Annotated in this window: 14 protein-coding genes; 11 read left to right on the top strand and 3 right to left on the bottom strand. The window is 70.0% G+C overall.

Translation table 11 applies throughout. From position 1 onward, the window contains the following. The first annotated feature begins 5 nt into the window (after positions 1–5). From ACIBI4_RS28625 to ACIBI4_RS28585, 9 genes are all read left to right on the top strand, one after another. A complete protein-coding gene (locus tag ACIBI4_RS28625; protein ID WP_399206996.1) occupies positions 6–1,043 on the top strand; it encodes an ABC transporter ATP-binding protein in 1,038 nt (345 codons plus the stop codon). Beyond that, the gene (locus ACIBI4_RS28620) at positions 1,040–2,296 is read left to right on the top strand and encodes an ABC transporter ATP-binding protein (RefSeq protein WP_399206995.1); all 1,257 of its coding nucleotides are present in this window, start codon (positions 1,040–1,042) and stop codon (positions 2,294–2,296) included. Before ACIBI4_RS28625 ends, ACIBI4_RS28620 begins: the two co-directional genes overlap by 4 nt. A gap of 226 nt (positions 2,297–2,522) precedes the next feature. Next, positions 2,523–3,521: an ABC transporter permease gene (locus ACIBI4_RS28615; protein WP_399206994.1), complete on the top strand. Its 999-nt coding sequence runs from the start codon at positions 2,523–2,525 to the stop codon at positions 3,519–3,521. A 75-nt stretch (positions 3,522–3,596) separates the two neighbouring features. After that, positions 3,597–5,363, top strand: coding sequence for an ABC transporter substrate-binding protein (locus ACIBI4_RS28610; RefSeq protein ID WP_399206993.1), 1,767 nt, complete (start codon positions 3,597–3,599; stop codon positions 5,361–5,363). A gap of 116 nt (positions 5,364–5,479) precedes the next feature. After that, positions 5,480–6,490: an ABC transporter permease gene (locus ACIBI4_RS28605; protein ID WP_399206992.1), complete on the top strand. Its 1,011-nt coding sequence runs from the start codon at positions 5,480–5,482 to the stop codon at positions 6,488–6,490. Then, a complete protein-coding gene (locus tag ACIBI4_RS28600) occupies positions 6,487–7,566 on the top strand; it encodes an ABC transporter ATP-binding protein (protein WP_399206991.1) in 1,080 nt (359 codons plus the stop codon). Before ACIBI4_RS28605 ends, ACIBI4_RS28600 begins: the two co-directional genes overlap by 4 nt. Continuing rightward, positions 7,563–8,630 (top strand): ABC transporter ATP-binding protein, encoded by a 1,068-nt coding sequence (locus ACIBI4_RS28595; protein WP_399206990.1) that lies wholly within the window; start codon positions 7,563–7,565, stop codon positions 8,628–8,630. Before ACIBI4_RS28600 ends, ACIBI4_RS28595 begins: the two co-directional genes overlap by 4 nt. 39 nt (positions 8,631–8,669) lie before the next feature. Further along, entirely contained in the window at positions 8,670–9,332 is a 663-nt protein-coding gene (locus ACIBI4_RS28590; protein ID WP_399206989.1) for a trimeric intracellular cation channel family protein, read from the top strand. A gap of 80 nt (positions 9,333–9,412) precedes the next feature. Further along, on the top strand, positions 9,413–10,267 hold the full coding sequence (locus tag ACIBI4_RS28585; RefSeq protein WP_399206988.1) for a thioesterase family protein: 855 nt from the start codon (positions 9,413–9,415) through the stop codon (positions 10,265–10,267). A gap of 12 nt (positions 10,268–10,279) precedes the next feature. On the opposite strand, the gene ACIBI4_RS28580 is transcribed toward ACIBI4_RS28585, so the two are convergent. Then, entirely contained in the window at positions 10,280–11,110 is an 831-nt protein-coding gene (locus ACIBI4_RS28580; protein ID WP_399206987.1) for an alpha/beta fold hydrolase, read from the bottom strand. A 111-nt stretch (positions 11,111–11,221) separates the two neighbouring features. On the opposite strand from ACIBI4_RS28580, the gene ACIBI4_RS28575 reads away from it, so the two are divergent. Beyond that, a complete protein-coding gene (locus ACIBI4_RS28575; RefSeq protein WP_399206986.1) occupies positions 11,222–12,385 on the top strand; it encodes a cysteine desulfurase family protein in 1,164 nt (387 codons plus the stop codon). Positions 12,386–12,427: 42 nt separating this feature from the next. Here the strand turns inward: ACIBI4_RS28575 and ACIBI4_RS28570 are convergent, their stop codons facing one another. Then, positions 12,428–13,135 carry an N-acetylmuramoyl-L-alanine amidase gene (locus tag ACIBI4_RS28570; protein WP_399206985.1) on the bottom strand — a complete coding sequence of 236 codons (708 nt, stop codon included), beginning with the start codon at positions 13,133–13,135 and terminating at the stop codon, positions 12,428–12,430. Positions 13,136–13,252: 117 nt separating this feature from the next. Between ACIBI4_RS28570 and mnmA the strand changes: the two genes are divergently transcribed. After that, positions 13,253–14,380 (top strand): tRNA 2-thiouridine(34) synthase MnmA, encoded by a 1,128-nt coding sequence (mnmA, locus tag ACIBI4_RS28565; RefSeq protein ID WP_399206984.1) that lies wholly within the window; start codon positions 13,253–13,255, stop codon positions 14,378–14,380. Between the two features lie 24 nt (positions 14,381–14,404). Here the strand turns inward: mnmA and ACIBI4_RS28560 are convergent, their stop codons facing one another. Then, entirely contained in the window at positions 14,405–15,202 is a 798-nt protein-coding gene (locus ACIBI4_RS28560) for an alpha/beta fold hydrolase (RefSeq protein WP_399206983.1), read from the bottom strand. Between the last annotated feature and the right edge of the window lie 101 nt (positions 15,203–15,303).

Here is a 15,303-nt window from a genome sequence, read left to right as displayed (position 1 = left end):
CTGCCATGGCACTGCTTTCCGTTGACGAACTCTCCGTCACCTTCGGCGGCGCCGGCCGCGAGTCCAAGGCGGTCGACGGCGTCTCCTTCGACGTCGACCAGGGCCAGGTCGTGGGCCTCGTGGGCGAGTCGGGCTGCGGCAAGTCCGTGACCTCGCTCGCGCTCATGGGCCTGCTGCCGAGCAAGGGCGTCAAGCTCGACGGCCGCGCCGACTTCGACGGCAACAACCTGCTGACCATGAGCCAGCGCGAACTGCGGGACATGCGCGGCAGCCAGCTCGCGATGATCTTCCAGGACCCGCTGTCCTCGCTGAACCCGGTCGTGCCGATCGGCGTCCAGGTCACCGAGATCCTGCAGCGGCACCGCGGCCTCAAGGGCGAAGCCGCCCGCAAGGAAGCGGCGCACCTGCTGGACCGCGTGGGCATCCCGGACCCGACCCGCCGGCTCAAGGAGTACCCGCACCAGCTCTCCGGCGGTATGCGCCAGCGCGCGCTGATCGCCATGGCTGTCGCGTGTGCCCCGCGCCTGCTGATCGCGGACGAGCCGACCACCGCCCTCGACGTCACCATCCAGGCGCAGATCCTGGAGCTCCTCAAGGAGCTGGTGGACGAGGAGGGCACCGCGCTGCTGATGATCACCCACGACCTGGGTGTCGTCGCCGGCCTGTGCGACCAGGTCAATGTGCTGTACGCGGGCAAGGTGGTGGAATCCGCGGACCGCCACGAGCTGTTCGCCCACCCGATGCACCCGTACGCGCACGGCCTGCTCGAATCGATCCCGCGGCTCGACGCGCCGCGCGGCGAGCCGCTCAAGCCGATCCGCGGGTCCATCAACGACCGCATCGCCTGGGCCGAGGGCTGCGCCTTCGCCCCGCGCTGCGACTACTACACGATGGAGTGCCTGACCGGCACTCCCGCCCTGACCGAGCCCGCCGCGGCCGACCACCAGGTCCGCTGCGTCAACCCCGTCCGGGAACCGGTCGAGATCGCAACCCTGGACAGTGACGGCGCGGGCGCGACGGCACAGGGGAGGACCACCGCATGAGCCTGCTCGAACTGAACGACGTCAAGGTCCACTTCCCCATCAAGAAGGGCCTGCTCTTCGACCGCACGGTCGGTTACGTGTACGCGGTCGACGGCATCTCCCTGAAGGTCGAGGCCGGTCAGACGTACGGTCTCGTCGGTGAGTCGGGCTGCGGCAAGACCACCCTCGGGCGCGCGGTCCTGCGTCTGGTCGACATCACCAGCGGTGAGGTCGTCCTGGACGGTACGGACCTGGCGAAGCTCTCCGACGAGGAGATGCGCGAGAAGCGGCGCCGGCTCCAGATGGTCTTCCAGGACCCGCTGGGCAGCCTCAACCCGCGCCAGAACATCGAGTCGATCCTCTCCGAGGGCATGGCCGCGCACGGGATCGGCGCCAACCAGGAGGAGCGCCGCGAGAAGATCCGCGCGATCCTCGCCAAGGTGGGTCTGCCGTCCAACGCGCTGTCGCGCTACCCGCACGAATTCTCGGGCGGTCAGCGTCAGCGCATCGGCATCGCCCGCGCGCTGGTCCTCGAACCGGACGTGATCATCTGCGACGAGCCGGTCTCCGCGCTCGACGTGTCGATCCAGGCGCAGGTGGTCAACCTCCTCGACGAGCTCCAGGACGAGCTGGGCCTGACGTACGTCGTCATCGCCCACGACCTCGCGGTCGTCCGGCATATCTCCGATGTCATCGGCGTGATGTACCTGGGCTCGCTGGTGGAGGAGGCGCCGTCCGACGCGCTGTACGCGGAGCCGAAGCACCCGTACACCAAGGCGCTGATGTCGGCCGTGCCGATCCCGGACCCGGTGGTCGAGGAGGCCCGCGAGCGCATCCTGCTCACGGGCGACCTGCCCTCGCCCGCCAACCCGCCCACCGGCTGCCGTTTCCACACCCGCTGCCCCTGGGCCCAGCCCAAGTGCAAGGAGGACCGCCCGCAGCTGCGGGAGGTCGGCGACGGACACCGCGTGGCCTGCCACTTCGTGGAGGACATCGAGTCCGGCGTGCTGCAGATCGGCGCGTCGGGTGCGGCCGTGGTTCCCGCCGCGCGTACGGAGACGGCCGACGTCGACGACGCCGTGGCCAAGTCGGCCGAGGCGAAGGCCAAGGTCGAGGCGCACGATGCGGAGGCCGGGGCCAAGCCGGAAGCCGACGCCGAAGCGGAAGCGGAAGCCGAAGCGGAAGCAGCCACCGCCTCCGACACGGACGCCTCGGACACGGACGCCTCCGACGCCACCGCCTCCGACACGGACGCCTCCACGCAGGGCGCATAACACCCTCGCGCCTCGTCGGCGCGGTCCGGCACAGCAGGAAGCCCCCGGGACAACTCCCGGGGGCTTCCTGCTGCTCACGGCACCTTTGCGCCCAACCGGTGCTCCCAGCACAGGAATTACGGTTGCGCAAACTTCCCGGCCCGCCCCTGGCGCGTGATCTAGATCACAATGAACACTCCGTGAGGCAGGAGACCGCACCACCAGGCGTGGAGGAGGTCCGACGCACGTGACCGCACCCATGGAAACCACAGCGGCGAGCGCCGAGGCGCAGCCGGAAGCCGTGCTCGCCGGAGCCGCGCGCAGTCAGATCGAGGGCCGTTCGCTCGGTCAGATCGCCTGGACCCGGTTCAAGCGCGACAAGGCGGCGGTGGCCGGCGGCATCGTCGTGGTGGGTCTCGTGCTCATGGCGGCTCTGGCCAAACCGATCCAGGCGGTCTTCGACCTGGATCCCAACAAGTTCAACCAGGACCTGGTCGACCCGGCGCTGCAGGCACCCAAGGGCGCCTGGGGCGGGATGAGCTGGGAGCATCCGCTCGGTGTCGACCCCGGATTCGGGCGTGATCTGCTCGCCCGCGTGATCGAGGGTTCATGGGTCTCGCTGCTCGTCGCGGTGGGGGCGACTCTGCTCTCCGTGACGATCGGAGTGATCCTCGGGGTGATCGCGGGGTACTACGGCGGCTGGGTCGACAGCGTTGTCAGCCGTCTGATGGACACGTTCCTCGCCTTCCCGCTGCTCCTGTTCGCGATTTCGCTCTCCGCCTCGGTGCAGGACGGATTCTGGGGGCTGACGGGGCTCCCGCTGCGGATCGCGGTACTGATCTTCGTCATCGGCTTCTTCGCCTGGCCGTACATCGGCCGGATCGTCCGGGCCCAGACGATGAGCCTGCGGGAACGCGAGTTCGTGGAGGCGTCGCGCTCGCTCGGCGCGCGCGGCCCGTTCATCATCTTCCGCGAGCTGATGCCCAACCTGGTCGCGCCGATCCTCGTGTACGCGACGCTGCTCATCCCGGTCAACATCCTCTTCGAGGCCGCACTCAGCTTCCTCGGCGTGGGCATCGCCCCGCCGCAGGCCTCGTGGGGCGGCATGCTCACCGATGCCGCCGACCGCTATGAGGCGGATCTGCAGTACATGTTCGTGCCCGGCCTGGCGATCTTCATCACCGTTCTCGCGTTCAACCTGCTCGGGGACGGGCTGCGCGACGCACTGGACCCACGGAGCAAGTGACTCCGCGCTCTCCCGGCCCGTCCTGTCCCAGCGCACTCATCAGCCGTAGGCAGCGACTCAGGAGGCAGCCTCAGCATGAAGACCAAGAAAGCGACGGCCGTTCTCGCGGCGGCGTTCGCCCTAGCACTCACCGCCTCCGCGTGCGGCGGCTCCGACGACGATGACGGCGGCAAGAACCCCAGCGGCAAGAAGGCCGTCGCCGACGCCGCGCTCGAAGCGGTCGTCAACGAGTCCTCGGCGAAGGGCGGCACGGTCACCTTCGAGCACTCCGACGTGCCCGACTCGCTCGACCCGGGCAACACGTACTACGGCTGGGTGCAGAACTTCTCGCGCCTGTACGGCCGTTCGCTCACCTCGTTCACCCCGGCCGCCGGCACCGACGGCCTGAAGATCGTGCCGGACCTCGCCAAGTCCCTGGGCAAGCCGAGCGCGGACGCCAAGACCTGGACGTACGAGTTACGCGAAGGCATCAAGTTCCAGGACGGGACCGAGATCACCTCGAAGGACGTCAAGTACGCCATCGAGCGCTCCAACTTCGCGCCGGAGGCCCTCTCCAACGGGCCGACGTACTTCAAGGCCTATCTGGAGGGCGGCGAGAAGTACAAGGGCCCGTACAAGGACAAGAGTCCCGAGGGCATCGCGTCCATCGAGACACCGGACGACCACACGATCGTCTTCAAACTCAACAAGCCCTTCGCGGACTTCGACTACCTGGCGACGTTCTCGCAGACGATGCCGGTGCCGCAGAAGGCGGACACGGGCGCGGAGTACGTCAAGAAGATCGTCTCCTCCGGGCCGTACCAGTTCGAGTCGTACAACGAGGGCCGTAACGCCGTCCTCGTCCGCAACAAGGAGTGGGACAAGAAGACCGACCCGATCCGCCCGGCGCTCCCCGACCGGATCGAGATCAAGTTCAAGGTCAACCCGACCACCGTCGACCAGCATCTGCTCAACGACCAGATCACCGTGGACGCGGCGGGCACCGGACTGCAGACCAAGACGCAGCCGAAGGTGCTGACCAAGAGCTCCGAGAAGGCCAAGACCGACAACTCCTACGCCGGCGCGCTGACCTATCTGGCGATGTCGACGAAGGTCGCGCCCTTCGACAACATCGAGTGCCGCAAGGCCGTCCAGTACGCCATCGACAAGGCCTCCGTGCAGCAGGCGCTCGGCGGCGACACCAAGGGCGACGTGGCCTCCACGATGCTGCCGCCGACGGTCAACGGCTATGTGAAGTACGACATGTACGAGACCGAGGGCAGCAAGGGCGACGAGGCCAAGGCCAAGGAGCACCTGGAGAAGTGCGGTCAGCCGGACGGCTTCACGACGAAGCTCTCCGCGCGCTCCGACCGCCCCGACGAGATCTCCATGGCCACCGCGGTCAAGGCCTCCCTGGAGAAGGTCGGGATCCGGGCGGAGATCGTGCAGTTCCCGTCGGGCAAGTACTTCGCCAACTTCGCGGGCAACCCGAGTTACGTCCACGAGAAGAAGCTCGGCCTGATGATGATGGCCTGGGGCGCCGACTGGCCGACCGGCTTCGGCTTCCTCGACCAGATCGTCAACGGTTCCGCGATCAAGCCCTCCGGCGGCAACAACCTGATGGAGCTGGACGACCCGAAGGTCAACCAGGCCCTGGCTGACGGCATCGGCATGACCGACGCCGCGGCGCGCACCAAGCAGTGGGGCGAGGTCGACAAGCTCGTCATGGAGACGGCCTCCGCGGTCCCGCTGATCTACCGCAAGAACCTGCTCTACCGCCCGGACTCGGCAACGAACGTCACCGTCACCCAGGCCTATCTGGGGATGTACGACTACTTGCTGATCGGCACGGACAAGAAGTAGCCCGGCACCCGCCAACTCCCCATCCGTACAAGGGATTGAAGGAAAGGCAGGTGAAGGCATCGGCGTCCGCCGGGCCGGGGTGACACCCGGTCCGGCGGCGCCCGCGCCGTGCCACCGTGACCGCCTATCTCATCCGCCGTCTGATCGCCGCCGTGCTGCTGCTGCTCGTCGTCAGCGCCGTCACCTTCGCGATCTTCTTCCTGGTCCCGCGTCTGGGCGGCCAGTCCGTCGACGAACTCGCCGTGCAGTACGTGGGCAAGGACGCCAACGTCGAGTCCGTCGCCGCCGTCAAACAGAACCTCGGCCTCGACCAGCCGCTGATCGTGCAGTACGCCGACTTCATCAAGGCGATCTTCGTGGGCGCCGAGTACAAGTTCGGCCCCGACGCCTCGGTCTGCAACGCGCCCTGCTTCGGCTACTCCTTCCGTACGCACGTGGAGGTCTGGCCCGAGATCACCCAGCGCATCCCGGTCACCCTGTCCCTCGCGATCGGCGCGGCCGTCCTGTGGCTGGTCTCCGGCGTCACCATCGGTGTGATCTCGGCCCTCAAACGCGGCACGTTCGTGGACCGGCTCGCGATGACCGTGGCGCTGCTCGGCGTCTCGCTCCCCATCTTCTTCACCGGTCTGCTCGGCCTCGCGCTCTTCACCTCGCAGTGGCAGATCTGGGAGAGCGTCGACTACATCCCGATCACCGAGGACCCCGGCGAATGGTTCTGGAACCTGATCATCCCGTGGTGCTCCCTCGCCTTCCTCTACTCCGCGCTCTACGCCCGCCTCACCCGCGCCGGAATGCTGGAGACGATGAGCGAGGACTACATCCGCACGGCCCGCGCCAAGGGCCTGCGGGAATCCAAGGTCGTCACCAAGCACGGCCTGCGCGCCGCCCTCACTCCGATCGTCACGATCTTCGGTATGGACTTCGGTCTGCTGCTCGGCGGCGCGATCATCACCGAACAGGTCTTCTCGCTGCAGGGCATGGGCGCCTACGCGGTGCAGGCCGTCAGGGACAGCGATCTGCCCATCGTCATGGGGGTCACGCTCGTCGCCGCCTTCTTCATCGTCTTCTGCAACCTGATCGTGGACCTGTTGTACGCGGCCATCGACCCCAGGGTGAGGTACTCGTGAGCGAACTCGAATCCACCGTGGGCCGCCCGTCGGTGCCGTCGCCGCGTACCGCGTCCGAGGTCTTCCTCTCGGTCCGCGATCTGCGCATCCACTTCGACACGGACGACGGCGTGGTCCGGTCCGTCGACGGCATCTCCTTCGATGTACGCCGTGGCCGAACCCTCGGCATCGTCGGCGAGTCCGGCTCCGGCAAGTCCGTGACCTCCCTCGGCATCATGGGCCTGCACCGCACGAAACGGGCCCGGATCTCCGGTGAGATCTGGCTGGACGACGACGAACTGATCACCGCGGGCGAGGACTTCGTCCGCCGTCAGCGCGGCCGCAAGATGGCCATGATCTTCCAGGACCCGCTCTCGGCGCTGCACCCGTACTACACGGTGGGCGCCCAGATCGCCGAGGCGTACCGCGTCCACCACCCGGTCTCCCGGGCGGTGGCGAAGGCCCGCACGACCGACATGCTCGACCGCGTCGGCATCCCCGAACCGCGCAAGCGCTACTCCGGCTATCCGCACGAGTTCTCCGGCGGGATGCGCCAGCGCGTGATGATCGCGATGGCGCTGGTCAACAATCCCGAACTGCTCATCGCCGACGAGCCCACGACCGCGCTCGACGTCACCGTGCAGGCGCAGATCCTCGATCTGATCCGCGATCTGCAGAAGGAGTTCGGTTCGGCCGTCATCGTCATCACCCATGACCTCGGAGTGGTCGCCGAGATGGCCGACGACCTCCTCGTCATGTACGCGGGCCGCTGCGTGGAGCGCGGCACGGCCGAGCAGATCTTCGACGCGCCGCAGCACCCGTACACCTGGGGCCTGCTCGGCTCGATGCCGCGGATCGACCGGGACCAGACCGAGCGCCTCGTGCCCGTGCAGGGCGCCCCGCCCAGCCTGATCAACGTGCCGGACGGCTGCCCGTTCCACCCGCGCTGCCCGTACGCGGACGTGCCCGCCGAGAACGCGACCCGCACCGTACGCCCGGAGCTGCGCGAGGTGGGCAGCGAGCACTACACCGCCTGCCATCTGACGCAGCAGGAGCGGACCCGGATCTGGACCGAGGAGGTCGAGCCGAAGCTGTGACTGATCTTTCTGCGTCCGAGCCGCTGCTCAAGGTGGACGGTCTGGTGAAGCACTTCCCCATCAAGAAGGGCGTGCTGCAGCGCACGGTCGGCGCCGTGCAGGCCGTCGACGGCATCTCCTTCGATGTACGCGCCGGGGAAACCCTCGGCGTCGTGGGGGAGTCGGGCTGCGGCAAGTCCACCATGGGCCGGCTGATCACCCGGCTGCTCGAACCGACCCGCGGCCGGATCGAGTTCGAGGGCCGCGACATCACCCATCTCTCGGTGGGCGGGATGCGGCCGCTGCGCCGCGACATCCAGATGATCTTCCAGGACCCGTACTCGTCCCTGAACCCGCGGCACACGATCGGCACGATCGTCGGCGCCCCGTTCCGGCTGCAGGGCGTGACCCCCGAGGGCGGTCTGAAGAAGAGCGTCCAGGACATGCTCTCGCTGGTCGGCCTCAACCCCGAGCACTACAACCGCTACCCGCACGAATTCTCCGGCGGCCAGCGCCAGCGCATCGGCATCGCCCGCGCCCTGGCCCTCAAACCCCGCCTCGTCGTCGCCGACGAACCGGTCTCCGCGCTCGACGTCTCGATCCAGGCCCAGGTGGTCAACCTGCTCGACGACCTCCAGGACGAGCTGGGGCTCACGTACGTGATCATCGCCCACGATCTGTCGGTCATCCGCCATGTCTCCGACCGCATCGCGGTCATGTACCTCGGCAAGATCGTCGAACTGTCCGGCCGGCAGCCGCTGTACGAGACCCCGATGCACCCGTACACCAAGGCCCTGCTCTCGGCCGTCCCGGTGCCCGATCCGCGCCGCCGCTCCGCCCGCAACAACAGGATCCTGCTGCGCGGCGACGTCCCCTCGCCGATCGCCCCGCCCTCCGGCTGCCGTTTCTACACGCGCTGCTGGAAGGCCACCGCGATCTGCAAGTCCGCCGAGCCGCCCCTGGTCGAGCTGGGCCCCGCGCACCGCGTGGCCTGCCACCACCCGGAGAACGCGCCCGACCAGGCACCCGCCGACACCGCACCGCTCGCGGGCACCCCCGCGGTGGACAAGACACCGGGGGGCTGACCTGGCGGGAGCGGGGCGCACCACACGTCACAATGAACCGTGCTGCAAGACCTCTTCACCCCCTCCGTCCAACATGGCCTCGACATCGCCGGGATCTTCGTCTTCGCGATCTCCGGCGCGCTCCTGGCCGTGCGCAAGAACTTCGACGTCTTCGGCATCGCCGTGGTCGCGGAGGTCACCGCCCTCGGCGGCGGTCTCTTCCGCGACCTGATGATCGGCGCCGTACCGCCCGCCGCGTTCACGGACCTCGGCTACTTCGTCACCCCGCTCTTCGCCGCCGCCCTCGTCTTCTTCCTGCACCCCGAGGTCGAGCGGATCAACGGCGCGGTGAACATCTTCGACGCGGCGGGCCTCGGCCTGTTCTGCGTCACGGGCACGACGAAGGCGTACGAGTACGGGCTCGGCCTGACCTCGTCGGCGGCCCTCGGCCTGGCGACAGCGGTGGGCGGCGGCGTGCTGCGCGACGTCCTCGCCAACGAGGTCCCGTCGCTGCTGCGCTGGGACCGCGACCTCTATGCCGTCCCCGCGATGGTCGGCGCGGGCATGGTCGTGCTCTGCATCCGCTACGACGTGCTCAATTCCCTCACCATGGGCACCGCGGTCGTCACGGCGTTCGTGCTCCGGCTGCTCGCGATGCACTTCCACTGGCGGGCGCCGCGCGCCTGGAACCGGCGCTCGCGCGCCCGCGAGGAGGAGGCCTGAGCTGCCGGGCTTCCCGGTGGTCCGAGCCTCCGCCACTACAAAGCTACCGCTCAGTAGTAAGCTGATGTACCGTACATCGCATGACCCAGGGAACGTCGGCACAGGCCACCATCGGCGACAGCGAGTTCGACCGCGACACCGCGGTGACCCTGCGCGAACCCGGGGTCTACGACGCCGAACTCTCCGCCGGCTGGACGATCATCAACGCCGTCAACGGCGGCTATCTCCTCGCCGTCCTGGGCCGCGCCCTCGGTGAGGCGCTGCCGCACTCCGACCCGTTCACGATCTCCGCGCACTATCTGACCGCGTCCCAGCCGGGCCCGGCGGTCATCCGCACGGAGACGATACGCAGCGGCCGCACCCTCTCCACCGGCCAGGCCTCGCTCTTCCAGTACGACGAGGAGGGCCGCGAGGTCGAGCGCATCCGCGCCATCGCCTCGTACGGCGACCTCGACGCGCTGCCGGACGACGTCCGCACCACGGCCGCGCAGCCCACGATCCCGCCCGTGGACCAGTGCTTCGGCCCGCAGGACGCGCCCACCCCGATCAAGGGCAGCACGGCGATCACCGACCGCCTCTGGCTGAAGCTCGACCCGGCCACGCTCGGCTGGGCACTCGGCGCCCCGTCCGGCAAGGGCGAGATGCGCTCCTGGTTCGGCCTCGCCGACGGCCGCGACGCCGACCCGCTCTCCCTGCTCCTCGCGGTCGACGCCCTCCCGCCGACGGCCTTCGAGCTCGGCATCCAGGGCTGGGTCCCCACGGTCGAACTCACCGTCCACATCCGCTGCCGCCCCGCCCCGGGCCCGCTGCGGGTCGCCATCTCCACGCGCAACCTGGCCGGCGGCTTCCTGGAGGAGGACGCCGAGATCTGGGACAGCGCCGACCGCCTGGTCGCCCAGTCCCGCCAGCTGGCCCGCACACCGCTGGGCCGCTGAGCCCCCTCTTTCTCACACGGCGAGGAAGCGCCCGATCTCGGCAGCGAGCCGAGCGGGCGCATCTTCCTGTACGAGGTGCCCCGCGCCCTCGATCAGCCGCAGCCGCGCCCCGGGAACGGCGGCGGCGAGCTCGTGTCCCCTCGCCACGGGGATCCAACTGTCCTCGGTGCCCCAGCAGATCAGGACGGGCAGTTCCAACTCCCCGTACCGCCCCTGGATCTCATCGGTGAACCGCTGGTCGTTCTGCGCGATCTGCCGGTAGAACGCGGGCCGCCCCGCCTCGGTGCACCAGGGCGCGACAAGCCGGTCGAGCACATCCGGATGCAGCCCGCGGTGAGAGGCGCTCGCCACGTAGGTGCGCACGAGTGCCTCATGGAGCTGCGGCGGCAGCTGACCGAAGACGTCCGGATGCGCCCCGAGCAGCCGGTACGTGGGGGAGCCCCAGGGAGCCAGCGCCACCGGGTCGACCAGCACGAGCCGCCCGTACCGCGCCCCTTCGAGCAGCAGGGCCCGCAGCGCCACACACCCACCGAAGTCATGAGCGACGACGGCGGGAGCGTCGAGCCCCCAGTACGCGAGCAACTCCTCGAACACCCGCCCCTGTGAGGCGAGGCTCACATCCTGCCCGTCGTACATCGCGGAGGCGCCGTACCCCGGCAGATCCCACACGTACACACGACGGCCCGCACCGAGCGCGCGGGCGATGTCACGCCACACGTACGAGGAGAAGGGCGTCCCGTGCACGAGAACGACGGGCAGAGCACCCTCGTCCCCGAGCACATCCCACCGGACTTCCCCGGCCCTGCTGTCGAACGTACGGCCGAGCTCCCAGTGATCGTCCATCCGCCGAGGCTACTGTGGCCGGCTGTCGGCCCGGCCGGCGTGCCACCCACACACCCCGCCCCACCCCAGCGCACCGGACCCCCACCCCCCGCCTCGTAGAATCAACGCACCATGGCTTACCTCGACCACGCCGCCACGACCCCGATGCTGCCGGAAGCCATCGAGGCGATGACCGCCCAGCTCGCCGCCGTCGGCAATGCCTCCGCGCTGCACGCCGCCGGCCGCCAGGCCCGCCGCACCGTCGAGGAGGCCCGCGAGACGCTTGCGCTGGCCCTGGGCGCACGGCCGAGCGAAGTCGTCCTGACCTCCGGCGGCACCGAGGCCGACAACCTCGCCGTGAAGGGCCTGTACTGGGCCCGCCGCGACGCCGACCCGGCCCGCACCCGCGTCCTTGCGAGCCCTGTCGAGCACCACGCCGTCCTCGACGCCGTGCACTGGCTGGCCGAGCACGAGGGCGCGACCGTCGAGTACCTGCCGGTCGACGCCTACGGCCGGGTGCACCCCGAGGCCCTGCGCGAGGCCATCGCGCGCAACCCCGACGACGTGGCCCTCGCCACGGTCATGTGGGCGAACAACGAGATCGGCACGGTGATGGCCGTACGCGAACTCGCCGACGCCGCCGCCGAGTTCGGCATCCCGCTGCACTCCGATGCCGTCCAGGCCGTCGGCCAGCTCGACGTCGACTTCGCCGCGTCGGGCCTCGCCGCGATGACCGTCAGCGGCCACAAGATCGGCGGCCCGTACGGCATCGGCGCCCTGCTGCTCGGCCGCGACCAGACCCCCGTGCCCGTCCTGCACGGCGGCGGCCAGGAGCGGCAGGTCCGCTCCGGCACCCTCGACGTCCCGGCCGCGGCCGCCTTCGCCGTGGCCGCGCACACCGCCGTCGAGGGGCGCGCCCGGTTCGCCGAGGAGATCGGCGGTCTGCGGGACGCCCTCGTGGAGGCCGTCCAAACGGCCGTACCGGACGCGATCCTCGGCGGCGATCCCGTGGACCGCCTCCCGGCCAACGCCCACTTCACCTTCCCCGGCTGCGAGGGCGACTCCCTGCTCCTGCTGCTCGACGCCCAGGGCATCGCCTGCTCCACCGGCTCCGCCTGCACGGCCGGGATCGCCCAGCCCAGCCACGTCCTGCTCGCCACCGGCACCGACCCCGACCTGGCCCGCGGCACCCTGCGCTTCTCGCTCGGCCACACCTCGACCCGCGCGGATGTGGACGCGGTCGCGAAGGCGATCGGCCCGGCGGTGGAGCGCGCGCGGGCGGCCGGGCTCAGCTGAGACCTTCCCGGCGCCTACCGGGAGCTTCCGCACTCCCGGCGCCTACCGCGCCGCCGCGGTCGTCTCCTTCGACTTCGGCCGGTTCGCCGCCCGCTTGACCAGCTCCATGTACCGGTCCCAGTCCCAGTGCGGACCCGGGTCCGTGTGCGTGGCGCCCGGGACCTCGTTGTGCCCGACGATGTGCTTGCGGTCGATCGGTATGTCATAGCGCGCGCAGATGTCCGCGGCCAGGCGGGCCGAGGCCTCGTACATCACCTTCGTGAATGACGCCGGCCGGTCCACGAAGCCCTCGTGCTCGATGCCGACGCTGTGCTCGTTGTACGAGCGGTTGCCCGCGTGGAAGGCGACATCGAGCTCCCGCGCCATCTGTGTGATCTCGCCGTCCTTCGCGCGGATCACATAGTGCGCGGCCGCCGCGTGCCCCGGATCGCGGAAGACCCGGATCGCCGTGGCATAGCTGCCCTCGGTGACATGGATGACGATCCGGTCGATCTCGTAGTCCGCCGGCCGGTCCGCGAGCCGCAGATTCGCCGCCGAGGCCGCCACCCAGCGCGCCCCCGGCTGGTCCACATCCCCCTCGGTGCGCTGCTTGTCGACGCCCGGGATCTGCCACCACAGCCGCCCGAGCTCATCGCGGAACGCGAGCGCGGTGACCCCGGCCGCGACGGCCGTGCCCGCGGCGACGAGCAGCCCGCGGCGCGGGACGCCCTTGTCCCCGCCCTTGCCGCCCGTGGTCTTGTCCTGGCCCACGGCCACCCCCGTCCGTTCCGCTGATCTCCGTTGATCTCCGTGCCGAGGAGATCTCGATCTCCGTACGTACAAACGGGTGGAGGACCGCCATTGGTTCCGGCTTACCCTGGAGGGGTTATGACTGAGACTTCTGCCGAGCCCCGCCGCCTCCGCGTCCTCGCCGCCATGTCCGGCGGGGTCGATTCCGCCGTCGCCGCCGCCCGCGCCGCCGAAGCGGGCCACGATGTGACCGGGGTCCACCTGGCGCTCTCGGCGAACCCGCAGTCGTTCCGCACCGGCGCCCGCGGCTGCTGCACCATCGAGGACTCGCGCGACGCCCGCCGCGCCGCCGACGTCATCGGCATCCCCTTCTATGTGTGGGATCTCGCCGAGCGCTTCCGCGAGGACGTCGTCGAGGACTTCATCGCCGAGTACGAGGCCGGGCGCACCCCCAACCCCTGCCTGCGCTGCAACGAGAAGATCAAGTTCGCCGCGCTGCTCGACAAGGCGCTCGCCCTCGGCTTCGACGCCGTTGCCACCGGCCACTACGCGCAGGTGATCACCGACGAGGACGGCAGGCGCGAGCTGCACCGCGCCTCCGACATGGCCAAAGACCAGTCGTACGTGCTCGGCGTCCTCGACGACAAGCAGCTGGCGCACGCACTCTTCCCGCTCGGCGACACCGTCACCACCAAGGACGAGATCCGTGCCGAGGCCGAGCGCCGCGGGCTCGCGGTCGCCAAGAAGCCCGACAGCCACGACATCTGCTTCATCGCCGACGGCGACACCCAGGGCTTCCTCGCCGGCCGCCTCGGCAAGGCCGAGGGCGACATCGTCGACGAGTCGGGGGAGAAGGTCGGCACGCACGAGGGTGCGTACGGCTTCACGATCGGGCAGCGCAAGGGCCTGCGGATCGGCACCCCGGCCCCGGACGGGAAGCCGCGCTATGTGCTGGACATCTCGCCCGTCGACAACACCGTCACGGTCGGCCCGGTGGCCGCGCTCGACGTCACCGCGCTCACCGCGATCAAGCCCCGCTGGTGCGGCAGCGCCCCCGTCGGCGAGGGGCGCTACACGGCCCAGCTGCGGGCGCACGGCGACGAGACGCCGGTGACCGCCGGGCTCGTGGACGGCGAGCTGCGGGTCACGTTCGACGAGCCCGTGCGCGGAGTCGCGCCCGGTCAGGCGGTCGTGCTGTACGACGGCACGCGCGTGGTGGGCTCGGCCACGATCTCCGCCACCACGCGTGCCACGGCAGGGGTCTGAGCCCCCCTCGCCGTACGGACCCGGCTAAGCGTTGGCGTAGAACCCGGCGAGCACCGGGGCCAGCACATCCGGGTCCACCATGTGCGTCTGCCCGTCGAGCGTGAGGTGGCGGCCCGCACGCGCCGAGCGCGCGACCAGCGCCGCCGACTCACCCATCCACTCGAAGCTCGCCGCACCGTTGACCACGAGGAGCGGGGCGTCGATCTGCGAGATCCGGTCGACGGGCACCAGGCTGTCGCCGAGCACCGCATAGTCGTACGCGATCGTCGGGGCGAGCGCCTCCCACTCGGCCCACAGAGGTGAGCGCCGCAATTGCGCGATCACCTCGGGCGGTGCGCCGGTGCCGGAGATGAAGTGCTCCACGGCGGCCCCGCGCAGGCCCTCGGCGAGCAGGGCCCGCAGCTGGTCCGCCTGCTCCTGGCGGGCCGCGACGCCGATTTCGTCGAGCGTCAACGGCGGTTCGTAGCCCGACACATGGCTGACAGGAACCCCGCTCGCCGCCGCCTCGAAGGCGAGCGCGGCCCCCGAGGAATTGCCGTGCAGCGCCGCCCTGCCGCCGACCGACTCGATCACCGCGGCGATGTCGTCGACCTCACGGGCGATGGCGTACGGCAGGGTGTCGCCGCTGTTGCCACGGCCTCTGCGGTCGTACGTCACGGCGGTGCAGCCCAGTGCCGCGAGCCGCTCGGCGAGCGGTCCGTCCTCCGCGTTGCCCGTGCACAGGGCGCCGCTGACGAGGATCACGACCGGGCCGCCCGAGCCGAACCGCTCGTAGGCGATGGGGGTTCCGTCGTTCGACAGAACTTTTCCAAGGGTGTCCATGACGGTGCAGACTCCGGCGCTCACCGGAACTCATCGCCGTACGCGAAAAAATCTTCAAACGGTTCCTCGGAGCGCGCGCCGGACGGCGTCCGGCGCACCCG

This window comes from Streptomyces sp. NPDC050418, from assembly GCF_044458745.1.
Taxonomy (GTDB): domain Bacteria; phylum Actinomycetota; class Actinomycetes; order Streptomycetales; family Streptomycetaceae; genus Streptomyces.
This window is presented reverse-complemented; position numbering and strand designations above follow the sequence as displayed.

Coding starts and splice junctions, on each gene's coding strand:
- ACIBI4_RS28620 (WP_399206995.1), top strand. CDS start 1,040: ATGAGCCTGCTCGAACTGAACGACGTCAAGGTCCACTTCCCCATCAAG.
- ACIBI4_RS28610 (WP_399206993.1), top strand. CDS start 3,597: ATGAAGACCAAGAAAGCGACGGCCGTTCTCGCGGCGGCGTTCGCCCTA.
- ACIBI4_RS28625 (WP_399206996.1), top strand. CDS start 6: ATGGCACTGCTTTCCGTTGACGAACTCTCCGTCACCTTCGGCGGCGCC.
- mnmA (WP_399206984.1), top strand. CDS start 13,253: ATGACTGAGACTTCTGCCGAGCCCCGCCGCCTCCGCGTCCTCGCCGCC.
- ACIBI4_RS28575 (WP_399206986.1), top strand. CDS start 11,222: ATGGCTTACCTCGACCACGCCGCCACGACCCCGATGCTGCCGGAAGCC.
- ACIBI4_RS28580 (WP_399206987.1), bottom strand. CDS start 11,110: ATGGACGATCACTGGGAGCTCGGCCGTACGTTCGACAGCAGGGCCGGG.
- ACIBI4_RS28560 (WP_399206983.1), bottom strand. CDS start 15,202: ATGGACACCCTTGGAAAAGTTCTGTCGAACGACGGAACCCCCATCGCC.
- ACIBI4_RS28585 (WP_399206988.1), top strand. CDS start 9,413: ATGACCCAGGGAACGTCGGCACAGGCCACCATCGGCGACAGCGAGTTC.